The organism is Sphingobacterium spiritivorum ATCC 33861 (assembly GCF_000143765.1).
Taxonomy (GTDB): Bacteria; Bacteroidota; Bacteroidia; order Sphingobacteriales; family Sphingobacteriaceae; genus Sphingobacterium; species Sphingobacterium spiritivorum.
On the sequence record NZ_GL379770.1, the window covers coordinates 654,392 to 677,498 of the forward strand.

The window sequence follows — 23,107 nt, forward strand, 5'->3', positions numbered from 1 at the left end:
TGGTCTGGATTAATAACAGGTCATCTGTTGGCGTTTCCGCTAACAGTATATTCTATTTAAATCTTTAAATTAAGCTACACCTTTTCTGTTTGCATCAAACTTGAGCATGATAAACAGGAGTATGGTGAAGCTCCACAGGGAGGATCCTCCGTAACTGATAAATGGTAAGGGAATCCCGATAACAGGAACTATACCTATCGTCATACCGATGTTGATAAAGACGTGAAAGAACAGAATAGATGCTACTCCATAGGCATATATCCGTGCAAAGGCAGATCGCTGTCGTTCGGCTATATTGACGATACGAACCAATAAGGTCATATAAACAGCTATAAGGATCGTACTTCCGACAAATCCCCACTCTTCACCTATGGTACAGAAAATAAAATCGGTACTCTGTTCAGGAACAAAGTTATATTTAGTCTGTGTTCCCTGTAAATATCCTTTACCCAGCAATTGACCTGATCCTATAGCGATCATGGATTGATTGAGGTTGTAACCCTGACCTTTCGGGTCATCCATTTTACCTAAAATGATATCAATACGGTTACGTTGATGCTGTTGTAAAATATGTTCGTATGCAAAATCCACACATAGTATGTATGCAGTGGAGACGACAAAGAGTATAGAAATATTAATGAGATATTTTCGTCTTTTTCTAAGGCTGAAGGCAAAGAATCCGCAGATTGCCAGTAAAGAGCCTATCAGTATCCATTGGTTTACCAATAGTGCAAGTACAAACAGTAAGATACACATTCCAATAAACAGCAGGAAGCCGGTGTTGACATATCCTTCACGGTAGAAGACAAATATTAAAGAAAAGAAAGCTAACGCAGATCCTGTATCCGGCTGGAGCATAACCAGCAAAACCGGAAACAATACAATTCCGGCACCTATAGCCAGAGTTTTCATGGTAGGAGCTTTATTGCTCTGACTGCTGAGGTAATAAGCCAGTAACAGACAGGTCGCCAGTTTTCCAAATTCAGAAGGCTGCAGCCTGAAACTTCCAAGCGGTATCCAGGCCTGATTACCACCTACATTTCGCCCTACGACCAGTACGGCTATAAGTAGGAGGGTAACGATTATGTAGATAACCGGAGCGGAAGAGCTGAAGAACTTAGCATCAATAATCAAAATACTGATTCCGATAATGATAGCCGAGAAGATATAAATGGACTGTTTGCCGTAGTTAGTCTGCAGGTTGAACAATTCCGGATGTTCCGGATCAAAGACGGCAGCATGAATATTGAACCAGCCAATAAGACAGAGAGTTAGCCATAACAAGATTGTTAACCAATCGATTCTCCCGAAGAAGGATTTTTGCTTAACATTATTCATATCTTTTCTTTATTTGGCTATGGTGAACTAATACTGATTTTCTGTCGTCTTTTATTGCTGCAGTCTGCTGTACTGTTTTTGCCTTTGTTTTTGTACTGTCTTTTTTCACGTCCTCTTTCTTCGGTTTCGGAATTTCTTTTTTTGGCATGAAGCTCGCATTATAGATACGGTCCTGAATATACTTAGGCATAGTGATGGTATCCTTGACATATTTTTCAACCATCATACTGGCAATAGGTCCTGCCCATACACCGCCGTAACCAGCATTTTCAACAAATACTGCAATTGCGATTTTTGGATTTTCACGTGGCGCAAACGCAAAGAATACCGCATGGTTTTCACCGTGTGGATTTTGGGCAGTTCCTGTTTTTCCACACATTTCTATTCCATTAATTCTATTGGAATATGCTGTACCTCCCGGAGAGTTCACGGCCTGGCTCAACCCTTCTATGACCATCTGATAGTATTTCGCATCTACTCCGGCAGAAATTTTTTCTGTAAACTCTTCTTTCAGGATTTTTTTGTCTCCTATTCCTTTAATCAGGTGAGGACGGTAATAAAACCCTCTGTTGGCAACAATAGCCATGATATTTGCCATCTGCAAAGGAGTAATACCCATTTCACCTTGTCCGATGGATAAGGAAATGTTGAATGAGGATCTCCATTTGTCATTACCATAACGTTTCGTATAAAAGTCTGAAGTAGGTAACAGACCTGGTTTTTCTCCCGGTAAATCGATTCCTAATTTATGACCTATCCCAAATTTCATAGTAGCCTCTCTCCACAGATCATATGCTTTGGGTCCGGAAAGTCCTCTTGAGTCTATCATCCGGGCATATGTGTATCCGTAGTAAGTATTGCAGGAGCGTTGTATAGATTTGACAAGACTGGTTGGTCCATCTACGTGCGTACAACGCATAAATCCGCGTCCTCCTCCGTAGCTGTATCCTCCGGGACAATTAAATACAGTGTGTGTATCTATCATACCAGCCTGTTGTGCTGTCAGGGCTGAAACGACCTTAAATACTGATCCCGGTGGATAAGAAGCCTGAATAGGCCGGTTAAACATGGGTTTGGTCGGATCATTCAGCAATTTCATATAATTGTTGCCTCTTTGTCTCCCTACCATCAGGTTGGGGTCATAACTCGGGCTACTTACATAAGCCAGTATTTCTCCGGTAGAAGGCTCGATCGCAACAATGGAACCGAGCTTATTCTTCATTAATTTTTCACCCAGGATCTGCAGTTCTTTATCCAGCGAGGAGATCAATCCGTCTCCGGCTACGGCAAGTGTGTCATACTTCCCTTCCATAAAGACTCCTTTTGGTCTGTTGAGTGCATCGACCATAAGATTTTTAACCCCTCTTTTGCCTCTTAGAAGATCTTCATATGCACGTTCTACTCCACTGGCACCAATATAATCCCCGGGTCTGTAAAAACCATTTGATTTTTCAATGTCGCGATCTCTTACTTCTTCAATATAGCCGAGGAACTGTGCTGCAAGACTGTCCGGATAACTGCGGACAGTACGATTCTGTACATAGAATCCTCTGAATTTGTACAGATGTTCCTGAAGACGTGCATAGGTCGTCGCCGAAAGTTGTTTTTCAAATTGAGAAGCTCTGAATGGAGAATGCGCACGTGCTTTGGCCATTCTGCTGTCAAAGCCGGCTTTATCAATATCTATTAGTGAACAGAGTAAAGCGGTGTCTATATCTTTCACTTCTTTTGGGGTGACCAGCAGATCATAGACAGGTTCATTCTGTACCATTACCTTACCGTTACGGTCTAAGATGACCCCACGGGCAGGATATACAATGACTTTTCTCAGGACATTGTTATTAGCAGACAGAAGATAAGTGTCGTCAATGATTTGAAGATAAAAAAGTCGAGCAATCAGTATAATGGCAACGGCAATAAATATCCCTTGAATGACGTATTTACGAGCAAAAAAACTGTTCATAAACCGGAGGTTTCCTTCGTTATTAGAAAAATGTACAGAATTGATTATGCATTATAACGGGTCTTCTTTCTAAAGAATAATAGCCCGGATAATAGGATGATAACCAGTGTAAAGATACAACTTAATCCGATACTTAAGAGTGTATATTGAAATTGGTAGAATGAAAATACTTCTAATATATACAATACCGTATGGTGGACTAAGATGCCGAAAAATGTATAGGAAAGGAACCATTTAAATCCCATTTCTCCTAATGAAGGGGTAAGGTAGGATTCTTTCATATCCACTTCCAGTGTGATGTTGTGAAAAAAGATCCTATACCAGGCTAATGCTACACATGCAGCAGCATGTACGCCCAGTGAATCATAAAATACGTCTATTGTCAGGCCGGTAAGAAAGGCTAATACGTATAATAATAAATTGGGAAGACCGATAGGTAAAAGAAAGATAATAAGGATGTAAGGGAAGGGGCTGGCGAGATTGTAATAACCAATATTCTTGAACAGGAAAACCTGTAAAAGAATAAGGACCACAAAACGTAAAAAATTAATTAAAACCGTTCTACCCATTGTCGTTATTAGTTTCTTCTAAAAGTCTTTTTTCTTCAGCCATTTTATCTTTAAGAATATACACATGCTGAAGATTTGAAAAATTGGTGGAAAGCAAAAGTCTCAGATCCAGAAAACTTTCGCCGGAAGTAATGCCTGTCTCTACGATTCGGCCAACCTGTATTCCCTTTGGAAAAATTGAAAAACCGGAAGTGTATACCTGTTCTCCTTTGGCGACTTTGACATGATTAGGAATATCACGTACCATAGCATAGCGTGAATCTCTGTTGTTGCCCCACATTAAAGATCCGAATACTTCTGATTTGCCGAGGGTAACGGAGATACGTGTGTCCGGATGCAGCAGAGACTGCACAGTACAGAAGTCTTTTGATACATTCAGTACAATACCCACAACACCATTGGATGTGATAACTCCCATGTCTTTTTCTACTCCGTCTTTAGAACCTTTATCCAGCGTTAGATAATTGCTTTTCTGATGAATGCTATTGTTAGCTACATTGGCAACAATAAACTGATAACGTCCTTCTTCTATGCTGTCAACCAGACGTACGCTGTCGGAGCTGTCTTTTACAGTATAACGTTGCAGCTGGTTATGAAGGATCGCATTTTCCTTAACGAGCTGTTCATTGGCATCAGCGAGTGCAAGGTAGCTTTTCCAGGAGTTAACCTTTGCATACATATTGCCGATCACGACATTGGAAGAATTAAAGGCTGTAGCGCGTTGGAAAGTGTTGTTTTTAACAACAAGTATTACGGAAAAGACAAAAAACAGGACAAACCAAAAAAAGGCGTTATATCTGATTAAGAATAACCAAAGGTTTCTCATGTTATTGCTGGTGTTTTTTAACAACTACGCGATATAGCAGGGTATTCCTGTCTATATCGCGTAGCTGGAATTGATGTTCAAAGAATTACTGCATTAAAAACTTGAATTTACCAATGTTTTTCAATGCTGTGCCTGTACCACGTACAACAGCACGAAGAGGATCTTCTGCTACGTGAACAGGAAGTTTTGTTTTAGCCTGAATACGTTTATCCAAACCTCTTAGTAATGCACCTCCTCCGGTCAGGTAGATACCTGTCTGATAGATATCTGCTGATAATTCGGGTGGAGTTATTTCCAATGCTTTCAGGATTGCTTCTTCAATCTTCGAAATAGATTTATCCAGACAGTGCGCAATTTCCGTATAGGAAACGGTGATCTGCTTAGGAATACCTGTCATCAGGTCACGTCCCTGTACTGCAAAATCTTCAGGTGGCTCCTGCAACTCAGGAAGAGCAGCTCCAACTTCAATTTTGATTTTCTCGGCCGTACGGTCACCGATCATAATATTGTGTTGTCTTCTGATGTATTGTACAATATCAGAATCAAAATTATCTCCGGCAACACGGATAGACTGATCACAAACGATACCTGATAATGCGATGACCGCAATTTCTGTCGTACCACCACCGATATCGATGATCATATTTCCAACCGGTTCTTCTACATCGATACCGATACCAACGGCTGCTGCCATAGGTTCGTGAATCAGGTACACTTCTTTTGCTCCTGCAATTTCTGCAGAATCTCTTACAGCACGCTTCTCGACTTCTGTGATTCCGGAAGGGATACAAACGACCATTCTAAGAGAAGGGAAAAACCAACTTTTTCCGTTGTTTACTAATTTTACCATTCCTCTGATCAGATGTTCGGCGGCTGTAAAATCAGCGATAACACCATCACGAAGAGGTCGTACGGTTTTTATATTATCGTGAGTCTTACCTTCCATCTGCATTGCCTGACGACCAATAGCAATTACTTTATTGGTAGTGCGGTCAAATGCAACGATAGAGGGTTCGTCTACTACTACTTTGTCATTATGGATAATCAGGGTATTAGCTGTACCCAAATCGATCGCAACTTCTTGCGTAAACCAGTTAAATAACCCCATTTAGTGAATTTTAAACGATTTTTTATTAATATGCAAAACTACTGAAAAATTTATCAATCTCTGTGTACAATGAAAAAAAATTATTTGGTTCAAAATGAACCGAAAAGAATCTTTTGATAGGTATTTAATCGTTAACGGAAAAGGAGGGATTATCGTATAATTTTACTGCTTTTTTTGTTGTTAAAATTTAAAAAGACCTATGTTTTTTAATATTAGTTGTTAAGTAAACTAATCGTTTACTCACAATCATTGTTAGGAATATTTATGCTGTCCTTTATGTTGACTTTTTAAGTATGTTATAAACTAAATAGAGCTGCAATTTGCAGCTCTATTGGGTTTTATTTTGCTCCCGGCGGGCAGTACGTTTTAAGAAATTTGGTAAACAAAGTTGACAAATGTCTTGTTGTTCCGGCTCCTTCGTTGATAGAATGGCTACGGTTTGGGTAGGACATCAGTTGAAATTGTTTATTATATTTTACCATTTCGTTGATATATACTTCTGTGTTTTGGTAGTGTACATTGTCGTCACCTGTTCCGTGTATCAGTAATAAGTTCCCTTTTAGGTTTTTGACATAAGATACAGGAGATCCTTTTAAAAAGTCTTCTTTATTTTCCTGCGGTAATCCCATATAGCGTTCCTGATAGATATTGTCATAAAATAACTGGTTTGTCACAGGAGCAATGGATATTCCGGTTTTATAGATTTCCGGATATTGTCCCAGAAGGTTAAGTGTGGAAGATCCGCCACCGCTCCATCCCCATACGGCTACACGTTCGGGGTCGACAAAGTTCCATTTAAGGATTTCTTTTGCTCCCATCGCCTGATCACGGATGTTGAGACGGCCGATATTTCTGTAGATAGATTTACGCCACACTCTGCCTTTCGGTGCTGGTGCGCCACGGTTTTCCAGAGAAATATAGATGTATCCGTCATCAGACATATTACCTGTATATAATGGATTGTATCCGGTGTACGTGTCATCTGTTACGGTCTGTGCTGCAGGCTCTCCGTAAACATAGAATACAACCGGATATTTTTTAGCAGGATCGAAATTTTTTGGTTTTACCATCCATCCGTCCAATTCTATGCTATCCTGCGTTTTGATTTTGATGAATTCCACATGTTTCGCTAATCCTTCTTTAACGGAAGTTGGTTTTGCAATTTCTTTATGTTCCGGGAGGGTTACCACAGATCCAGTAGAGCTGAATGTCGTACTCTTGCTGTTGAAAATGGCAAGTTTACCATTGGAAGAGATCGTATAGGTATTTGTACCTTTATACTGAGCCGGAGTTACGCGACTGGCCGCGCCACCATTGAGTCCGATTTTATACAAAAACTTTTGCGTTGCATTAGTAGGGGAGGCGGAGAAATAAATAAGATCGGCTTTCTGATCAATATTATCTAGTTGTATAACATCATAGTTGTCTTTTGTAATCAGGGTTTCCTTACCCTGCATATCGATTTTATAAATCTGTCTCCATCCGTTTTTTTCGGATAGCCAGATAAATTCTTTTCCCTCATTGATCCAGTCCCAACCGCTTGGGTCTCCGTTATTCCAGCGGGCTTTAATGTCTATCCATGCTTCGTCAGTTTCCTGATGGATGGTTTTGGAAGTCGCATTTACAGCATCGCATACGATAATTTTGCTCACATTTTGTTTGCGGTTCAGCTGTTGCAGTATAATAGATCTGGAATCCGGCACCCATTCCATGCGTGGGATATAATGCTGGATATCGTCTCCTTCTATGCCGGCTTTTTGGGTACTTTCGTCAGATACATTATAAAACCATATTGTACAGGAGGAGGGATTCATTCCTACTTTCGGATATTCTACCGGAATAGTAAAAGAGTACAGGCTATCTGTATTGTTGATCATCAGGAAATTACGGGTTTCTTTTGCGTCTAATTTCCAATACGCAATTTTTGTTCCGTCAGGTGACCATCGGAATCCGTCCTGACATCCGAATTCTTCTTCGTAAGCCCAGTCAAATGTACCGTTGATAATGCGATCCGTACCGTCTTTGGTTATAGCTTTGAATGTATTTGAAGAGAGGTCCTCTATGTAAATATTATGTTTGGAAACATAAGCGACTTTTTTGCCATCAGGCGAAAATTTTGCAAACATCAGAGAGGATACCGGCAATCCTTTGCCGAGCTGAACAAGCTTTTTGTTTTTTTTATCAAAGATCCAGTAATCTCCTCTTGTATTATCCCGCCATACCCGTTGCGTATTGGCGAAGAGTAAAAGACTGTTACCATCAGGAGATACCTGAAAGCTCTGGACTTCCAGGGCTTGTGCAGAATCTTTAGGGATAAGTTCCTGTGTCGTCAGAAAAGGTTTGTTCTGATCAGGATGCAACAGATCCACAATGTCGATTCCTTTGGCAGAGAATGAATAATAGGCATTGCCATCTGCCGTCCATTGCATTTTTTGAGCGAAAGCATTATTTACTAATAAGATGCAAAATATGGATAAAAAATATGTGCTGAATTTTATCATAAAATAAAAATTATGCTGCTAATAATTTGATCTGTAGTTTTCAATTTCTTCTGCGGTCTTCATGAGTTCCGGACCTAATAACCGATAGCCATCTGCTGTGATGAGGAAGTCATCTTCTATCCGGACTCCCCCGAAATTGCGGTATTCATTAACTTTATCATAATTGATAAATGCGCTGTTTTTGTTTTCGCCCTGCCAGATGTCAATCAGTTCAGGAATAAAGTATATCCCAGGCTCTACAGTGACTACATGGCCAGCTTTCAGTGGTTTTCCCAGACGAAGGGATTTCAGTCCGAATGTGTGGGTGTCTTTTGGTTCGTCCGGAGTATACCCCACATATTGTTCTCCCAGATCTTCCATGTCATGTACATCCAGACCCATCATATGCCCGAGTCCACATTGAAAAAACAACGTGTGGGCATGTGCTTGTACGGCTTCTTCAGCGTTACCTTTCATTAATCCAATGGATTTCAGTCCTTCAACAAGGCTAAGGGAGGCTTTAAGATGAATATCTTTGAAGTTTGTGTCCGGAGCGAGCGTATTTCTTGCATTCATAAAAGACTGCAGTACTATGTTGTAAATTTCTTTTTGTTTGGTGGTGAATCGAGAATCTGCAGGGAATGTGCGAGTAAGATCACCTGCATATCCCATCGCTGTCTCTGCACCGGAATCATTCAGGAACAGATCTCCGCTTTTAAGTGTATGCTGACGGTAATGATTGTGCAGTATTCCGCCATTGATAGTTACAATAGGCGGATAAGCCATTTCACAGCTCTGATCAGCAGCCAGATGCTGGATGGCATTGGCAATTTCAAATTCCCGTATACCCGGTCTGACCAGTCGCATAGCCAGGAGATGCATTTCAGTAGAAACGCGAATAGCTTCTTCTATTTCTTTGATTTCCTGTTCCTCTTTGATCTCTCTTTGCTTTACGACAGCTGTTATAAAAGGTACTGAAGGTTGGATAGCAGATACAGAAATACTGAATAGTGTTGTAAGTAAGATCTTGTTGGAAGGTTGATAAGGAGGGAGATAATGTACAGTACGATTCTTGTTTTCCTGCAGATAAGTAGCTAATGCGGAAAAAGGACGTGTCTCACTGATCCCGGAACGTAGACTTTTCTCTTTTAATGTCTCCTGTTTACCCATCCAGACGATATCATCGATACTTAATTCATCTCCGAATACAATTGTTTTATCTTCATCAATATCTATAATTGCAGCCAGACGGGGTTCCTGTATACCGAAGTAATATAAAAAAGTACTGTCCTGCCGAAATCTGTAGGGGTTGTGTTCGAAATTTATCGGATTTTCAATATTCCCCAAAAACAGGAGAATACCATGGCCAATATTTTTCTTTAAGACATTTCTTCGTTCCTGATAGGTATGTGCTGCAAACATATAGTTGTTGTTTAATACGTTAAATTTAAGGTCTTCACCATTGTATACAGGATGATTGTATCATCCTTTACATTTTGACTTTGATATAATAGTTAAAGGTGTCAATGTCAATATTTTGCTTTGTCAGTTCCGCAACAGGTATGGGTTTAAACTGCTGATCAAAGGTGTATTGTTTTTTTGCTTCTCCTTTTTTACCAATAGCTACCGGCATTTTGAAATCTTTTACTTCACTGATCCATCGGGCTGCGGGCATACCTTTATTGTTCCAAACCACTTCCAGGGTAGGAATGCTGGTATGTTGCACATATTGTTCAAAAACTTTTGACAGATCTATGCCGGATTCACGAGATACATAAGAGGTGATATCCTGATAATCTACAGTTTTATGATAAAATTTTTTGTTTAATCCCCTGAGGATTGCACGCCATTTTTCATCATTATTTATCATGGAGCGGATCATATTATGTAATACTCCGCCTTTGAGATACATATCACCGGATCCCTCTTTGTTTACATCGTATGGGCCCTGCATAGGTGTATCATTCAGGATACCCCTGCGATTGCCATTTACATATTCCTGACTGGCCTGTTTGCCATAATGATAGTCAATGTATAATGCTTCGGAATAGTTTGTGTAGCTCTCATGGATCCAGAGGTCAGCGACATCTTTAGCCGTTATATTATTTCCGAACCATTCGTGACCTGACTCGTGGATAATGATAAAATCCCATTTCATTCCCCATCCTGTACCGGAGCTTTCTGTACCCAGATAACCGTTTTTATATTTATTACCGTAGGCAATGGCACTCTGATGCTCCATGCCAAGATGGGATGTTTCGACCAGTTTATATCCATCTTCATAAAAAGGATAGGGGCCAAACCAGTGTTCCAGGGCCTCAAGCATGGGTTTGACATTTTCACCAAAGTGCTTTTCAGCTATTGTTTCATTGCCACGGAGGATATAATAATCAATATCCAGTTTGCCGTTTTCTCCCTGATAGGCATCCTGCAAATGTACATAATCACCTATATTCAGCGCTACATTGTAGTTATTAATCGGATTAGAGACGCTCCAATGGTAAGTTGTATATCCGTCAGTGCCCTTTTCTACGCCTTTAAGTCTTCCATTTGAGACGTTCATTAAAGAGGAGGGGACTGCAACCGAGATCAGCATACTGTCTGCCTCATCCGACAGATGATCTTTATTGGGCCACCATGCGCTGGCTCCCAGACCCTCACATGCAGTTGCTATCCACGGATTCCCGTTTTTATCCTTTTTCCAGTCGAATCCACCATCCCAGGGAGCACGTTGAGCCTCAACAGGATTGCCGGAATAATAAACCTCAAAGGAGTCCTGATTTCCTTTTTTTATAGTTTGCGGAAATGATATAAAGACAGCGTTATATTCTCTTCTGAAAGGCAGGGTTTTGCCCTTATATACAACTTTATCAATAGTCAGGTTTTCAAAGAGGTCAAACTGTAGGTCTTTGAAGTCCGTCACTGCCTTGAACCGGAAAAGATTGCTGCCCGAAACAGATTTTTGTTCAGGATTGACTTTTATGTTAAGATGATAGAATTGCACATCATAACAGGTACGTAGGGGGGTAAGTTTTCCGCGTAAGGAATCAGCCCGGGTAAAACTGTTTTTAGGGTGTAAGAGTTGCGAATAAGATTGTAAGGAGAACAACAATAACAGCAAAAGAATAGGGTAGCGCATAACCGATCACAAATTGATCTATAAAAATAGCAAAAGAACCTGAAAAATAAAGATCTTAAATTCCCCTTGCAATTTTTCTGTTTGTAAAGAACTCGCTGATTTCTGTGACAGAACGTGCATTAAGACAGTTTTCAGCGGATACTCCTCCTTTACGTGCTACGTAGATACCATAGTGCATATCCAAAAGCCCTTCTGTACGGTGTGCATCCGGATTGATCGATAGCAATACACCTTTTTCGATAGCGTATCTGTGCCATCTCCAGTCCAGATCGAGTCGCAGAGGATTGGCATTAATCTCTATGACAACCTGATTTGCGGCACAGGCGTCTATTATTTTTTTGAAATCCAATGGATATCCCGAACGGCTTAATAATAATCTTCCTGTTGGATGTCCCAGAATAGTGGTATATGGATTTTCGATAGCTTTTATCAATCTGTCTGTCGCTTTCTCTTCATTCATTTTGAGATTGGAATGTACAGAGGCAACTACAAAATCGAATTTAGTGAGTATCTCATTCGGATAATCCAGAGATCCATCCGAAAGAATATCAGATTCAATACCCTTGAAAATACGGAATGGTGCCATTTTTTCATTCAGCGCATCTACTTCTTTCCACTGTTGTTCCAGCCGATCTATAGACAGACCGTTGGCATATACAGCCGTACGGGAGTGATCGCAGATGCCAAAATATTCTAATCCCAGATTCTCTTTACAGTATCGGGCCATTTCAGCCAGACTATGGACGCCGTCGCTATATGTAGAGTGATTGTGAACAGTGCCTTTCAGTTCTTCAAAAGTGATAAGCTGCGGAAGTGTATCGGTCTTTGCTTTTTGGATTTCATCCAATCCTTCTCTAAGTTCGGGTTCTATATAGGCTAATCCGAGCAACTGATAGATTCCGGCTTCTGTAGAGGCTGCCGGAAGTGGTTGTTGTATCGCTTCTAATTGTTGAATATGAAGTTCTGAACCTGTAGTTTCTAAAAGTGTGTTTGCAAAATTTTCCGGATCTGTACTTAAAAAACGGAAGAGAAAGCCATTGTTGTCTTTTACTTCAATCTGATCCGGGGTTTGCTCCTGAATTTGTATATCGGGAATCGTAGCTAATACCTTTTGCAGTTCTTCTGTTGAAGTAGATAGTAAAAAATCCACACGATCTAATATTTCAACTTTTCTTCTGAATGCTCCGGTATAAGAAACTGCTGTATCTTCAGGTAAGGCGATGCGCAGTTTATTGAGAATTGCTTCTGCAGAAGGTAAGACCTTCGCATATAGAAACCAGCCTTGATTGGCAATAGAAAATTCTATGTTTTTCTTTATATCTTCCTGTGTTTTGAGGCCAAAGCCTTTGGCCTCTACCAGACGGTTTTCATTGCATGCATAATACAGTTCTCCCACAGATTCGATACCGAGTTCTTGCCATATAATCAGTATCTTTTTGGGTCCCAGACCTTTTATCTGAAGCATATCCAATAATCCGGGAGGCGTATTGGCGATCAGCTGATCCAGTTCTGCAAAAGATCCAGTCTGAATAATTTCCTGTATTTTCTCGGCTGTGCCTTTGCCGATTCCCTGTTGAGCACTGAGATCTTCAACAGTCGCTGTCGCTGCAGCAAAGGGCAATTTGTCAATTTTAAAAGATGCGGAGGCCATTGCTTTAGCCCTGAATGGGTTTTCATTATGAAGTTCCATTAGCTGGCTTCCCAGCTTAAATAGCTTAGCAATGACCTTATTATCCATATCTTAAATGTTGTTTTATTCTGTAAGTGCCGGTTTTTTTTCTTCTGGTTTCGGCCGCTCATATTTATTGATGATCAGTCGGATTCCACCATTCATGGTAAAGAATTTGATGGACCAGTTGACGAAAGTAACCAATTTATTTCTAAATCCGAAGATGGACATCAAGTGAACAAACATCCATACAAACCAGGCAAAGAATCCCTGGAACCTGATTTTACCCATATCTACGACAGCTCTGTTACGGCCTATTGTAGCCATAGATCCTTTGTCGAAATAGCTGAAATTTTCAAGAGGCTGATCATTAAGCAAGTGCATGATCTGATGTGCTACGAATTTACCTTGCTGTTGTGCTACAGGAGCTACTCCCGGTAATCCTCTCGGAAGATCTTTCGTGATCATGGCAGATACGTCTCCTATAGCGAATACATTTTCCAGACCTTCGACTCTGCAGGTTGCATCTGTTTTGATGCGATTGCCACGCTGGATAATATCTTTTTCCAGACCTTCAGGGAATTGTCCCATGACACCTGCGCCCCAGATAACCGTTTTGGTATCAATACTCTCTCCATCGCTGAAAGAGATTGTATTTCCATTATATCCTGTCACCTGTTTATTTAATAATACTTTTACCCCTAATTCTTTCAGATATGTCTCTGCTTTTTCGGATGCCTGCGGAGATAATGCGGCAAGGATCTTGTCCTGTCCTTCTATCAGGTAGACATTCATTTCCTGAGTAGATAATTCAGGGTAGTCTTTTCTAAGAATGTTATTACGTATCTCAGCGATTGCTCCTGACAGCTCTACACCGGTTGGACCACCACCGACGACTACGAAGTTGAGGTAGGGAGCGCGCTGTGTAGCGGTCTCTCTCAGGACTGCTGCTTCCAGATTTTGAAGAACATAACTTCTGATATTAAGTGCTTCACGTATACTTTTCATCGGAAGCGAGTATTTGGCAACTTCCTGGTTTCCGAAGAAGTTTGTTGTAGCACCTGTCGCCACCACCAGATAATCGTAATCGAAATCTCCGACATCTGTTCTTACAATTTTAGTGTCAGTATCAATATGCGATACTTCTGCTATTCGGAATTTAAAATTTTCCTGTGATTTGAACATCTTCCGTAGCGGGAAGGAAATGGCATCGGCTGCAAGTGTTCCTGTAGCGACCTGATAAAGCAGGGGCTGGAACGTGTGATAGTTATTGCGATCCAGAAGTAATACTTCTACATCTTTGTTTTTGAGGTGTTTAGCAACTTCCACTCCACCAAAGCCACCGCCTATGACGATAACTCTTGGAAAACTTCTCTCTGAACGACTGCTTAGCATATTAGTTGTTTTATCTTTATTCTATTAACTTTTGCAAGTTTTTGCAAATATCTTAAATTTTATTGCAGTAAACTAAATTATTTGCAACTAACCTTGTACACATGCAATAAAGAGATCTTTAAAGAAGGCAGATTAACAACGTGCGTTGACCGAAAAGACAGAAGCACTTTTTGCCTGTTTGTATATAAGTCTTTTTCAATCAAGGGTATTCTTAGTGTACAAAGTACACAAATTTAAGAATAATAATTAAAAAGGCTTATTGTAAGGCTCCTTTTATTTTTATTCGTAATCCGTCATTTTCATTGCCGAGTCTGATCTGACAGGCGAGTCTGCTCTCCTCATCTGCATCCGGTAAGGTATCCAGCATATCCAGTTCCTGATCCTGCGGTTCGGATAGATTTTCTGCTCCTTCCAGTATCTGTACATGACAGGTTGCACACAAAGCCATCCCTCCGCAGGTGGCCAGAATCTCGTATTCTGAAGCCTTCAGGATCTCCATGAGGCTCAGGTTGATATCTGTCGGGATTTCTACATCTTTTACTGTTCCTTCCCGGTCTTCTACATATATGGTGATTAAATTATCCATGTGATTTTATTAAAAAGCATTTACTCCGTTGACAGTTGTATACTTAAATGAAAGTTTCTGATCCGGATATACATATTTGAAAGCACTCTGTGCCATCAATGCTGCTTCATGATATCCGCAAAGAATAAGTTTTAATTTTCCCGGATAGGTATTGATGTCTCCGATGGCGAATATGCGTTCTACGTTAGTTGAATAATCAAAGGTGTCTACAACTATTGCATTCTTATCTATACTGAGTCCCCAGTCTGCTATAGGTCCCAGTTTGGGACTTAATCCATACAGCGGAATAAAATGTTCGGTATTGACAACGACTGCTTCTTTTTGCTTGTTTTGTAAATGTACTTCCTGAAGAGTACCGTTTCCCTGTAAGGCTACCAGATTGTGAGAAAGCAACAGATCGATTTTTCCTTCATTGGCCAGTTTGTATACTTTTTCTGCTGAGTCCGGAGCTCCGCGGAAACTGTCACTACGGTGTACCAGTGTAATGCTTTTCGCCACATCGGCCAGAAAAATTGTCCAGTCCAGCGCAGAATCACCTCCGCCGGCTATCAGGATATTCTTATCTCTGAACCGTTCCGGATCACGTACCATATAATGTACGGAGTTGTGTTCAAAGGTATCCAGATTCTGAATTTCAGGTTTACGGGGTTCAAAACAACCTAATCCCCCGGCAATCACGACGACCTGACAATGGATCACTGTTCCCTCAGAACCAATTACATGATAAGAACCATCTTCCTGTTTATTCAGTCCTTCTACACGTTCTCCTAAAGTGAAGGTAGGGTGGAAGGGGGCTATCTGCTCCATCTGATTGTTAATCAGTTCCTGTGCATTGATGGCAGGATAGCCGGGGATATCGTAGATCGGTTTGTGCGGATAGATCTCTGAAAGCTGGCCTCCTACCTGTGGAAGGACATCTATTAAATGGCATCTCATTTTTAATAGGCCTGCTTCAAATACTGCAAATAGCCCCACCGGACCAGCTCCGATTATACAAATGTCAGTTGTTATCATAGCTTTCTATGTTTAAGTTATCGTGTATTTTATTAAGTATTCTGGTGAAATGTTTGAAATCCTCATCTGTCAGATTATCCCAGGCCTTGGTACGGATCTGTGTGATATGAGGGGTTAATGATTGTACTTTACTGATGCCCAGATCGGTCAGTTTCAGATAAAGAGAGCGTCTGTCTGTGGGATGGTTGTGACGTTCGGCCAATCCTTTCTTGATCAGCAAATCCACAATCCGGGTCAATGTAGGTTGATCTTTACCGCACTTTTCAGCCAGCTCCTTTTGTAACAAATCCGGATGTTCAAAGAGTGTCTTTATAATTGTCCACTGATCTACAGTGATATCGAACCCCTTTTCCGTAAAAGACGATTGTGCGTATTGCTTTACCTTTTTCGCTGTCCGGTCCAGGATAAATGAATATTCATTGAATTTTTCGTTTTGCATAACAATATTTAGTACAACAAATATATGAAAGAATACATTAATTTAAAACCGGTTTTGTTAGTCCTTTGTCAATATTGACTATAAAAAAAGAGGGCTTTCATCACTGATGAAAGCCCTCCGTATAGTACTAAGTTATGTGCTTGATTATGGTCTTGCAGGCTCTACCTTTTTAAGGTCAGCTTTTTCTGCCATGTGACGTCCTTTACGGAAGTCATATACAGAAGGTGCTGCAAGGAAAATAGAAGAGTATGTTCCTACTACGATACCGATAAGGATCGCAAAGGAGAATCCACGGATAACTTCACCTCCGAAGATAAACAATACCGCCAATACGAATATAATGGTCAGTGATGTAATGATCGTACGGCTTAAAGTTGTATTAATTGCATGATTCACAATATCACTCATTTTCTCGTTATGACTGTTTGGTTTGTTTACGTACTCTCTAAGTCTGTCAAATACAACTACCGTATCATTTACAGAGTAAGCGATTACAGTCAATATCGCTGCCACAAAGTGTTGGTCGATATCCAGTGAGAATGGAACGATACCATCTAACAGCGAGAACAAGCCTAATAAGATAACCGCATCGTGGATAGTTGCAATCGCAGCTCCTGCAGAATACTGCCATTTGCGGAAACGGATCAAAATGTATGTTGCAATGATAATAATAGAGAAGATAGCTGAATAGGTAGCTCTTGATTTGATATCATTTGCAATTGATGGTCCTACTTTTTGTTGAGACAGAATTTCGTGTTTATTTCCTTCAATTTTAGACAGACCAAGATTCAGTTTATCCAATACTTCTTTATCAGCATCATCACTTGTCTCGTCGATCTTGTAAGTCGTCGTAACACGCACCTGATTTTCACTTCCGAAAGTTTTTACCTCAGTTGTTTTCTGAAATACTTCATCCAGACTCTGACGTACATTTTCCAGATTAACAGCTTTATCAAAACGTACTGTATACGTACGACCACCCTGGAAATCTACCCCAAGCGTGAATCCTTTCGTAAAGATAGACCCCAGACAGATAATGGCTGCAATAATCGATACGATATAGAATTTTTTACGGTTTTTGATAAAGTTGAAGTTTGCATTTCTCAAGGTATTAGCAGACCAAGGGTAAGATACAGAGATCTTCATGTCTTTGTCTAACATGAATTCGAAGATCAGACGGGAAATGAAAATTGCTGTAAACAATGATGTAACAATACCTACCATCATCGTTGTTGCAAAACCTAAGATCGGCCCGCTACCAAAGAAGAAGAGTACAATACCTACAAGGAAAGTCGTGATCTGTGAATCGAGAATAGACGGCATCGCATGTTTGTACCCATCCGCTATAGCCTGACGCATAGATTTACCCAGACCCAGCTCTTCCCGTATACGCTCATATATCAGTACATTGGCATCTACCGCCGTACCCATAGTCAATACGATACCTGCAATACCCGGTAAGGTAAGCACTGCATTTAAGGAGGCCAGTACACCTAATAAGAAGAATACGTTGACAATAACAGCAATGTTTGCTGCCCATCCTGCACGGTTATAATAAAAAACCATGAAGATCAATACCACTACGAAAGCGATTATAGCAGAGTTGACACCTGCATCGATTGCTGCCTGACCTAATGAAGGACCTACGATAGCCTCTTCAACGATCTTAGCAGTTGTAGGAAGACGACCTGCTTTTAATACGTTTGCCAAATCTTTTGTATCATCTGTTGTAAATGATCCGGAGATTTGTGAACTTCCGTTTGGAATTTCTTCATTTACATTTGGAGCAGAGTACACAACATTATCTAATACAATAGCAATAGCCTCTTTATTTTGAGCTGCTTTTGCAGTGATTTTACGCCATTCACGTGCACCTGCATTATTCATTTGCATCGATACCACAGGTTGGTTTGTCTGTGGAGCGATGTCATTTTTTGCATCTGTAATAACATCACCTGTCAATACCGCACCGTTATCAATACCTGAAGGTCTGATCGCATAAAGCGATAATGCATTAGGTGAATTTTGTTCAGGTTTTACAGCCCAAAGCAGTTTCAGGTTAGCAGGGATAATAGATTTTATCTCAGGTTTTGCTAATAAGGCGTTTACTTTTGCAGTATCTTTTAGTTGCGCAATACCGACCATAGGGCCTGGTACTAATTGCATCTGGTTGTTTGCTCCCATAGCAACTGAAGGTGTCAATACGGCAAATAACGGGTTGTCTTCACCCAGTTTTGCATTTACAGCTGCAGAATCTGATTTTCCTTTACCGGCACCCAGATTGGCTAACAGATTCTCTTTTTTAGTTGTATCTGCTTTTGTAGTATCAGCGGAGGAAGTTTTTTGTGCTTTAAGCGTTGCCGCTAATGTTTTGTTTATATTTTCCAAAAGCGGATATACCTGGAAATTGCTATGTGTTTCATAGAATTCTAGTTTGGCAGATCCCTGAAGAAGTTTGCGTACACGTTGCTCATCATTGACACCCGGAAGCTCAATAAGAATACGGTTTGTTCCTTGTTGAATCTGGATATTCGGAGATGCTACTCCAAATTTGTCAATACGGGTACGAAGTACTTTATATGAATTCTGGATAGCATTATCGGCTTCTTTTTGCAGGAAATTAGCTACTTCTTTATCCGAACTTGTCGCCTTGATTAAAGAAGAGTTAGATTGTGTGGCAAAAAATGAAGCTAATGGAGTGCTTGCACCGCTGGATTTGTAGTCTTCGATAAATAAATCAACTAATGATTTATTGGAAGATCTGCTTTTCTTTACAGCATTTCCTAATGAAGTATTGAATTTTTCATCTTTCGGATTGTTCGCCAAATTGGTGATCAATTCGTCTAATGAAATTTCCATTGTCACGTTCATACCGCCTTTTAGGTCAAGACCTAAAGCCAGTTCATTAGCTTTTACTTCTCTGTACGTGTATTTCGCTACTCCCAGATTGTATACAACCTGTCCAGCCATCGAATCTAAATAAGCCTTTTCTTTCGTCATGTCACCTTTGGCGAATGCCTCAGCGTCTTTTTCTACTTTACGGCTCACAAAAGTGAATGATAGGGAATAGAGGCATGCTAACGATACCACTATCACCAAAAATTTAATCAGCCCTTTACCTTGCATTGTCTATTTTAGTGTATTAGTTTGATATATAGTATATTTATAATTTGCTCCGGTTGTATTACATTTTACCAAGAATGGCAAAGGTATAAAATTTTTGTATAATGAACCCGACATGATTAAAATAATTATCAAAAGCAAGAATTATTGGCAATTTTGTTTGTAAAAGCTTGTCTATTTGTTGATAAACAGATGTGTGCAACTACAAACCGGGAAATATGAAAGAAGATAGCAGCTTTTGCTTATACAGGAGGGAGGGGTAAACAAAAAAAAGAGCCTGACGGATATCCGTCAGGCTCTGCTCAAAGATTTGATATTTTCTATCTCAATGTGTATTTGATACCTAATGAAAATTCAGATGCATCAAAGTCACTATTGTGATTTAACTGCCAGTAAGGTTTCCAATCTACGTGAAGACCGATAGGAGCACTAGGGATTTTGAACTCAAGACCTGCCTGAGGACGTAAAGCGATAGCTGTGAAATCATTGCTACCAGCATCGATAAATGAGATTTGAGGACCAACACCTACATACCATCCCAGACCGTTAGTACCACGGAAAGGTCTTGCATACTGATAATCTGCACCAATACCTACAACATTATCGCCGAATAATACTTGAACCTGACCTTGATTAGTTCCTCCAAAAGAAGTTTTGTATTGCACTCCAAATGCGTCAAATGGTGAATCAAATACAACTCCTATAGCCGCTCTTTGCGGAGACTGTGCTTTTGCTTCTTGGGCACCTAATGCCAAAACAGCTGCTGCTGCAAAAGAAAGTAATAATTTTTTCATAATAATGTTATGTTGTTTTTCTGTTAAATTACGATCATCACTTTGCAAATAGCTTGCCAAAAATTAAGATTGATATATTTTTTTGTGCAGAAATTATAATTAAGCAATCATCATTTGGTTGTCAATTATAAAAAAACGTTTTATAATCTGATTATTATTTGTAATTTTGCCTGGCAAATAGAAACTCCAACACGTATTTGCCATGCAATTAGATCCACAAAAATTCGTAGCAGAAGGTCTTACCTACGACGATGTATTATTAATCCCCGCTTATTCAGAAATTTTGCCGCGCGATGTAGACACGAGCACATATTTGACTAAAAAAATCAAGTTGAATATTCCTTTGGTCTCTGCCGCAATGGATACCGTAACAGGTTCTGACTTAGCTATTGCTATCGCTCAGGCCGGAGGTATCGGTATGCTGCATAAGAATATGACGATTACAGAGCAGGCCGCTGAAGTCCGTAAAGTGAAGCGTTCGGAAAGTGGTATGATCCAGGATCCGGTTACACTGCTGGAAACGGCTACTGTAGGTGATGCATTCAAAATCATGAGTGAACACAAGATCGGAGGTATTCCTATTATAGACGGATCAGGTAAATTGGTCGGGATTGTTACAAACAGGGATCTGCGTTTTCAAAAAGACATGAAACGTCCGATCAGCGAATTAATGACCCGTGATAATCTGGTTGTAGCTCCTGAAGGAACGGATCTGGTACAGGCAGAATTGATACTTCAGAACTATAAAATTGAAAAACTTCCTGTCGTAAATGAGGAAGGACTTCTGAAAGGATTGATTACCTTTAAGGATATACAGAAATATAAGCATTACCCAAATGCTGCGAAAGATTCACATGGACGTCTGATGGTAGGAGCTGCAGTAGGAGTGACTCCGGATACATTAGACCGTGTAGACGCTTTGGTAAAGGCAGGTGTAGATGTAGTCACTATTGATACTGCACATGGTCATTCAAAAGGAGTAATAGATAAGCTTAAATTAGTAAAATCAACGTATCCTGAACTTCAGGTTATCGTCGGAAATATTGCTACAGGAGCTGCAGCAGCTGATCTGGCAGCAGCAGGGGCAGATGCTGTAAAAGTAGGGATCGGTCCCGGTTCTATCTGTACTACACGTATTATAGCTGGTGTGGGTGTACCGCAGTTGTATGCTGTATACGAAGTTGCCAAAGCACTTAAAGGTACAGGAGTTCCTTTGATCGCTGACGGTGGTATCAAGCAGACAGGTGATATTGCAAAAGCTATTGCAGCGGGTGCAAGTACTATTATGGCAGGATCACTATTTGCAGGAGTAGAAGAAGCTCCTGGAGAAACGATTATATATGAAGGACGTAAGTTTAAATCATATCGTGGTATGGGATCTATTGAGGCCATGGAAAAGGGATCCAAAGATCGTTACTTCCAGGATGTGGAAGATGATATTAAAAAGCTGGTTCCGGAAGGAATTGTAGGTCGTGTTCCTTATAAAGGTACTCTTTCAGAAGTAGTATACCAATACATCGGTGGTCTTCGTGCTTCAATGGGGTACTGTGGAGCCGCAACAATTTCACGTCTTCAGGAGGCACAGTTTGTAAGAATTACAGGAGCGGGACTTCGCGAGTCGCATCCGCATAATATTTCAATTACAAAAGAAGCTCCTAACTACAATAGCAGAGGCTAATTTCGGATTGGAAAATATTAGAAACGGGCATTCAGTTTTTTGGATGCCCGTTTTTATTAACCTTATTCTTTGTGATTTAGGATATAAATGGTTAAATTGTAAATCGTTAACTATTTTTATTACATCACTTAACAATATAATAATATGGGTAAAGGAGATAAAAAATCAAGAAAAGGGAAAATTATTATGGGTTCCTATGGTAAAAAGCGCCCTCGTGGATTTCAAGCGAAAGCTGTTGTCCCCGAAGCTACAGATACCGGAAAAGCTGCAGTAAAAAAGAAAGGTAAGGAAACTGCCTGATAGAGATTCCGGGATTTATTGCCGGTGTGAGAAAGACCTGCATACTTGAAAAAGTATGCAGGTCTTTCTTTTTATTCTTCTATCACCTGGTTTTTAAAAAATAATTTGTTGCCATTTTCCTGTTGACATACTGTTGTCATTCGTCCGGATTAACTTTGAATCATAATCAAAACAGGAGAAATATGAAAACAAATGAAATCATCAGCAAAGAAGAATTATTAAAACACTGGCAGGGGCACCGTAGTCTGACACGCCGGGTCATAGAAGCATTTCCGGAAAAAGATTTGTTTGAATTTAAAGTAGGTCCTATGCGTCCGTTTTCATTAATGGCGCAGGAGCTGATCTCTATCGCAGGTCCCGGATTAAAAGGTATAGTGAATAGAGTGGAAGAGCCTTACAGCGAAAAAATAGACCTGAAAACAAAACAGGAAATTCTTGATGAATGGGATAAAGTAACCCGGGATATAGATGTGTACTTTAATATGATTAAAGAAGAGGATTTTCACGATACCTTTAATCTTTTTGGCGAGTACAAATCACCTGTATATGAAAATCTTCTTTATTTTATTGATAATGAAATTCATCATCGTGGTCAGGGGTATGTGTATCTCCGGGCTTTAGGCATTCAGCCTCCGCCATTCTGGGAGCGATACTAGTCGTTGTTTATATAAAGAAAGGGGTTCATT

At 40.2% G+C, this 23,107-nt stretch carries 18 protein-coding genes; 3 read left to right on the top strand and 15 right to left on the bottom strand.

What is annotated here, in order from left to right:
- Nucleotides 1-69 precede the first annotated feature (69 nt).
- From rodA to HMPREF0766_RS03140, 15 genes are all read right to left on the bottom strand, one after another.
- Nucleotides 70-1,338 (bottom strand): rod shape-determining protein RodA, encoded by a 1,269-nt coding sequence (rodA, locus tag HMPREF0766_RS03070; RefSeq protein WP_002993610.1) that lies wholly within the window; start codon nucleotides 1,336-1,338, stop codon nucleotides 70-72.
- Nucleotides 1,331-3,301 carry a penicillin-binding protein 2 gene (gene mrdA, locus HMPREF0766_RS03075; RefSeq protein ID WP_002993611.1) on the bottom strand — a complete coding sequence of 657 codons (1,971 nt, stop codon included), beginning with the start codon at nucleotides 3,299-3,301 and terminating at the stop codon, nucleotides 1,331-1,333. Before mrdA ends, rodA begins: the two co-directional genes overlap by 8 nt.
- Before the next feature lie 44 nt (nucleotides 3,302-3,345).
- Entirely contained in the window at nucleotides 3,346-3,870 is a 525-nt protein-coding gene (locus HMPREF0766_RS03080; RefSeq protein ID WP_002993612.1) for a hypothetical protein, read from the bottom strand.
- On the bottom strand, nucleotides 3,863-4,696 hold the full coding sequence (gene mreC / locus HMPREF0766_RS03085; protein WP_002993614.1) for a rod shape-determining protein MreC: 834 nt from the start codon (nucleotides 4,694-4,696) through the stop codon (nucleotides 3,863-3,865). The genes HMPREF0766_RS03080 and mreC overlap by 8 nt, the downstream gene beginning before the upstream one ends.
- Before the next feature lie 85 nt (nucleotides 4,697-4,781).
- A complete protein-coding gene (locus HMPREF0766_RS03090; protein ID WP_002993616.1) occupies nucleotides 4,782-5,804 on the bottom strand; it encodes a rod shape-determining protein in 1,023 nt (340 codons plus the stop codon).
- Between the two features lie 338 nt (nucleotides 5,805-6,142).
- Nucleotides 6,143-8,305, bottom strand: a complete 2,163-nt coding sequence (locus HMPREF0766_RS03095) for a S9 family peptidase (protein WP_002993617.1) — start codon at nucleotides 8,303-8,305, stop codon at nucleotides 6,143-6,145.
- An 18-nt stretch (nucleotides 8,306-8,323) separates the two neighbouring features.
- Nucleotides 8,324-9,706 carry an aminopeptidase P family protein gene (locus HMPREF0766_RS03100; RefSeq protein ID WP_002993618.1) on the bottom strand — a complete coding sequence of 461 codons (1,383 nt, stop codon included), beginning with the start codon at nucleotides 9,704-9,706 and terminating at the stop codon, nucleotides 8,324-8,326.
- Between the two features lie 67 nt (nucleotides 9,707-9,773).
- A complete protein-coding gene (locus tag HMPREF0766_RS03105) occupies nucleotides 9,774-11,423 on the bottom strand; it encodes a M1 family metallopeptidase (protein ID WP_002993619.1) in 1,650 nt (549 codons plus the stop codon).
- A 55-nt stretch (nucleotides 11,424-11,478) separates the two neighbouring features.
- The gene (locus HMPREF0766_RS03110; RefSeq protein ID WP_002993620.1) at nucleotides 11,479-13,161 is read right to left on the bottom strand and encodes a helix-hairpin-helix domain-containing protein; all 1,683 of its coding nucleotides are present in this window, start codon (nucleotides 13,159-13,161) and stop codon (nucleotides 11,479-11,481) included.
- A gap of 15 nt (nucleotides 13,162-13,176) precedes the next feature.
- Nucleotides 13,177-14,487 carry an NAD(P)/FAD-dependent oxidoreductase gene (locus tag HMPREF0766_RS03115; RefSeq protein ID WP_002993621.1) on the bottom strand — a complete coding sequence of 437 codons (1,311 nt, stop codon included), beginning with the start codon at nucleotides 14,485-14,487 and terminating at the stop codon, nucleotides 13,177-13,179.
- A 256-nt stretch (nucleotides 14,488-14,743) separates the two neighbouring features.
- The gene (locus tag HMPREF0766_RS03120) at nucleotides 14,744-15,073 is read right to left on the bottom strand and encodes a 2Fe-2S iron-sulfur cluster-binding protein (RefSeq protein ID WP_002993622.1); all 330 of its coding nucleotides are present in this window, start codon (nucleotides 15,071-15,073) and stop codon (nucleotides 14,744-14,746) included.
- 9 nt (nucleotides 15,074-15,082) lie between these two features.
- Nucleotides 15,083-16,087: an NAD(P)/FAD-dependent oxidoreductase gene (locus HMPREF0766_RS03125; RefSeq protein ID WP_002993623.1), complete on the bottom strand. Its 1,005-nt coding sequence runs from the start codon at nucleotides 16,085-16,087 to the stop codon at nucleotides 15,083-15,085.
- A complete protein-coding gene (locus HMPREF0766_RS03130; protein WP_002993624.1) occupies nucleotides 16,074-16,526 on the bottom strand; it encodes a MarR family winged helix-turn-helix transcriptional regulator in 453 nt (150 codons plus the stop codon). Before HMPREF0766_RS03130 ends, HMPREF0766_RS03125 begins: the two co-directional genes overlap by 14 nt.
- Before the next feature lie 144 nt (nucleotides 16,527-16,670).
- Nucleotides 16,671-19,652, bottom strand: coding sequence for a protein translocase subunit SecDF (secDF, locus tag HMPREF0766_RS03135; protein WP_002993626.1), 2,982 nt, complete (start codon nucleotides 19,650-19,652; stop codon nucleotides 16,671-16,673).
- Nucleotides 19,653-19,969: 317 nt separating this feature from the next.
- Nucleotides 19,970-20,443: a hypothetical protein gene (locus HMPREF0766_RS03140; RefSeq protein ID WP_003010619.1), complete on the bottom strand. Its 474-nt coding sequence runs from the start codon at nucleotides 20,441-20,443 to the stop codon at nucleotides 19,970-19,972.
- Between the two features lie 202 nt (nucleotides 20,444-20,645).
- Between HMPREF0766_RS03140 and guaB the strand changes: the two genes are divergently transcribed.
- The 3 genes from guaB (at nucleotide 20,646) to HMPREF0766_RS03150 (ending at nucleotide 23,077) form a co-directional block, all read left to right on the top strand.
- A complete protein-coding gene (gene guaB, locus HMPREF0766_RS03145; protein WP_002993630.1) occupies nucleotides 20,646-22,121 on the top strand; it encodes an IMP dehydrogenase in 1,476 nt (491 codons plus the stop codon).
- 144 nt (nucleotides 22,122-22,265) lie between these two features.
- The gene (locus HMPREF0766_RS22045; RefSeq protein WP_002993631.1) at nucleotides 22,266-22,421 is read left to right on the top strand and encodes a 30S ribosomal protein THX; all 156 of its coding nucleotides are present in this window, start codon (nucleotides 22,266-22,268) and stop codon (nucleotides 22,419-22,421) included.
- A 182-nt stretch (nucleotides 22,422-22,603) separates the two neighbouring features.
- Nucleotides 22,604-23,077, top strand: a complete 474-nt coding sequence (locus HMPREF0766_RS03150; protein WP_002993632.1) for a DinB family protein — start codon at nucleotides 22,604-22,606, stop codon at nucleotides 23,075-23,077.
- The last annotated feature ends 30 nt before the right edge of the window (nucleotides 23,078-23,107 follow it).

Excerpts from the sequence above, each read along its gene's own strand:
- mrdA (WP_002993611.1), bottom strand. The coding sequence starts at position 3,301 with ATGAACAGTTTTTTTGCTCGTAAATACGTCATTCAAGGGATATTTATT.
- HMPREF0766_RS03125 (WP_002993623.1), bottom strand. The coding sequence starts at position 16,087 with ATGATAACAACTGACATTTGTATAATCGGAGCTGGTCCGGTGGGGCTA.
- HMPREF0766_RS03100 (WP_002993618.1), bottom strand. The coding sequence starts at position 9,706 with ATGTTTGCAGCACATACCTATCAGGAACGAAGAAATGTCTTAAAGAAA.
- HMPREF0766_RS03110 (WP_002993620.1), bottom strand. The coding sequence starts at position 13,161 with ATGGATAATAAGGTCATTGCTAAGCTATTTAAGCTGGGAAGCCAGCTA.
- HMPREF0766_RS22045 (WP_002993631.1), top strand. The coding sequence starts at position 22,266 with ATGGGTAAAGGAGATAAAAAATCAAGAAAAGGGAAAATTATTATGGGT.
- rodA (WP_002993610.1), bottom strand. The coding sequence starts at position 1,338 with ATGAATAATGTTAAGCAAAAATCCTTCTTCGGGAGAATCGATTGGTTA.
- HMPREF0766_RS03130 (WP_002993624.1), bottom strand. The coding sequence starts at position 16,526 with ATGCAAAACGAAAAATTCAATGAATATTCATTTATCCTGGACCGGACA.
- HMPREF0766_RS03140 (WP_003010619.1), bottom strand. The coding sequence starts at position 20,443 with ATGAAAAAATTATTACTTTCTTTTGCAGCAGCAGCTGTTTTGGCATTA.
- HMPREF0766_RS03080 (WP_002993612.1), bottom strand. The coding sequence starts at position 3,870 with ATGGGTAGAACGGTTTTAATTAATTTTTTACGTTTTGTGGTCCTTATT.
- HMPREF0766_RS03095 (WP_002993617.1), bottom strand. The coding sequence starts at position 8,305 with ATGATAAAATTCAGCACATATTTTTTATCCATATTTTGCATCTTATTA.
- secDF (WP_002993626.1), bottom strand. The coding sequence starts at position 19,652 with ATGCAAGGTAAAGGGCTGATTAAATTTTTGGTGATAGTGGTATCGTTA.
- HMPREF0766_RS03150 (WP_002993632.1), top strand. The coding sequence starts at position 22,604 with ATGAAAACAAATGAAATCATCAGCAAAGAAGAATTATTAAAACACTGG.
- mreC (WP_002993614.1), bottom strand. The coding sequence starts at position 4,696 with ATGAGAAACCTTTGGTTATTCTTAATCAGATATAACGCCTTTTTTTGG.
- HMPREF0766_RS03120 (WP_002993622.1), bottom strand. The coding sequence starts at position 15,073 with ATGGATAATTTAATCACCATATATGTAGAAGACCGGGAAGGAACAGTA.
- HMPREF0766_RS03115 (WP_002993621.1), bottom strand. The coding sequence starts at position 14,487 with ATGCTAAGCAGTCGTTCAGAGAGAAGTTTTCCAAGAGTTATCGTCATA.
- guaB (WP_002993630.1), top strand. The coding sequence starts at position 20,646 with ATGCAATTAGATCCACAAAAATTCGTAGCAGAAGGTCTTACCTACGAC.
- HMPREF0766_RS03105 (WP_002993619.1), bottom strand. The coding sequence starts at position 11,423 with ATGCGCTACCCTATTCTTTTGCTGTTATTGTTGTTCTCCTTACAATCT.
- HMPREF0766_RS03090 (WP_002993616.1), bottom strand. The coding sequence starts at position 5,804 with ATGGGGTTATTTAACTGGTTTACGCAAGAAGTTGCGATCGATTTGGGT.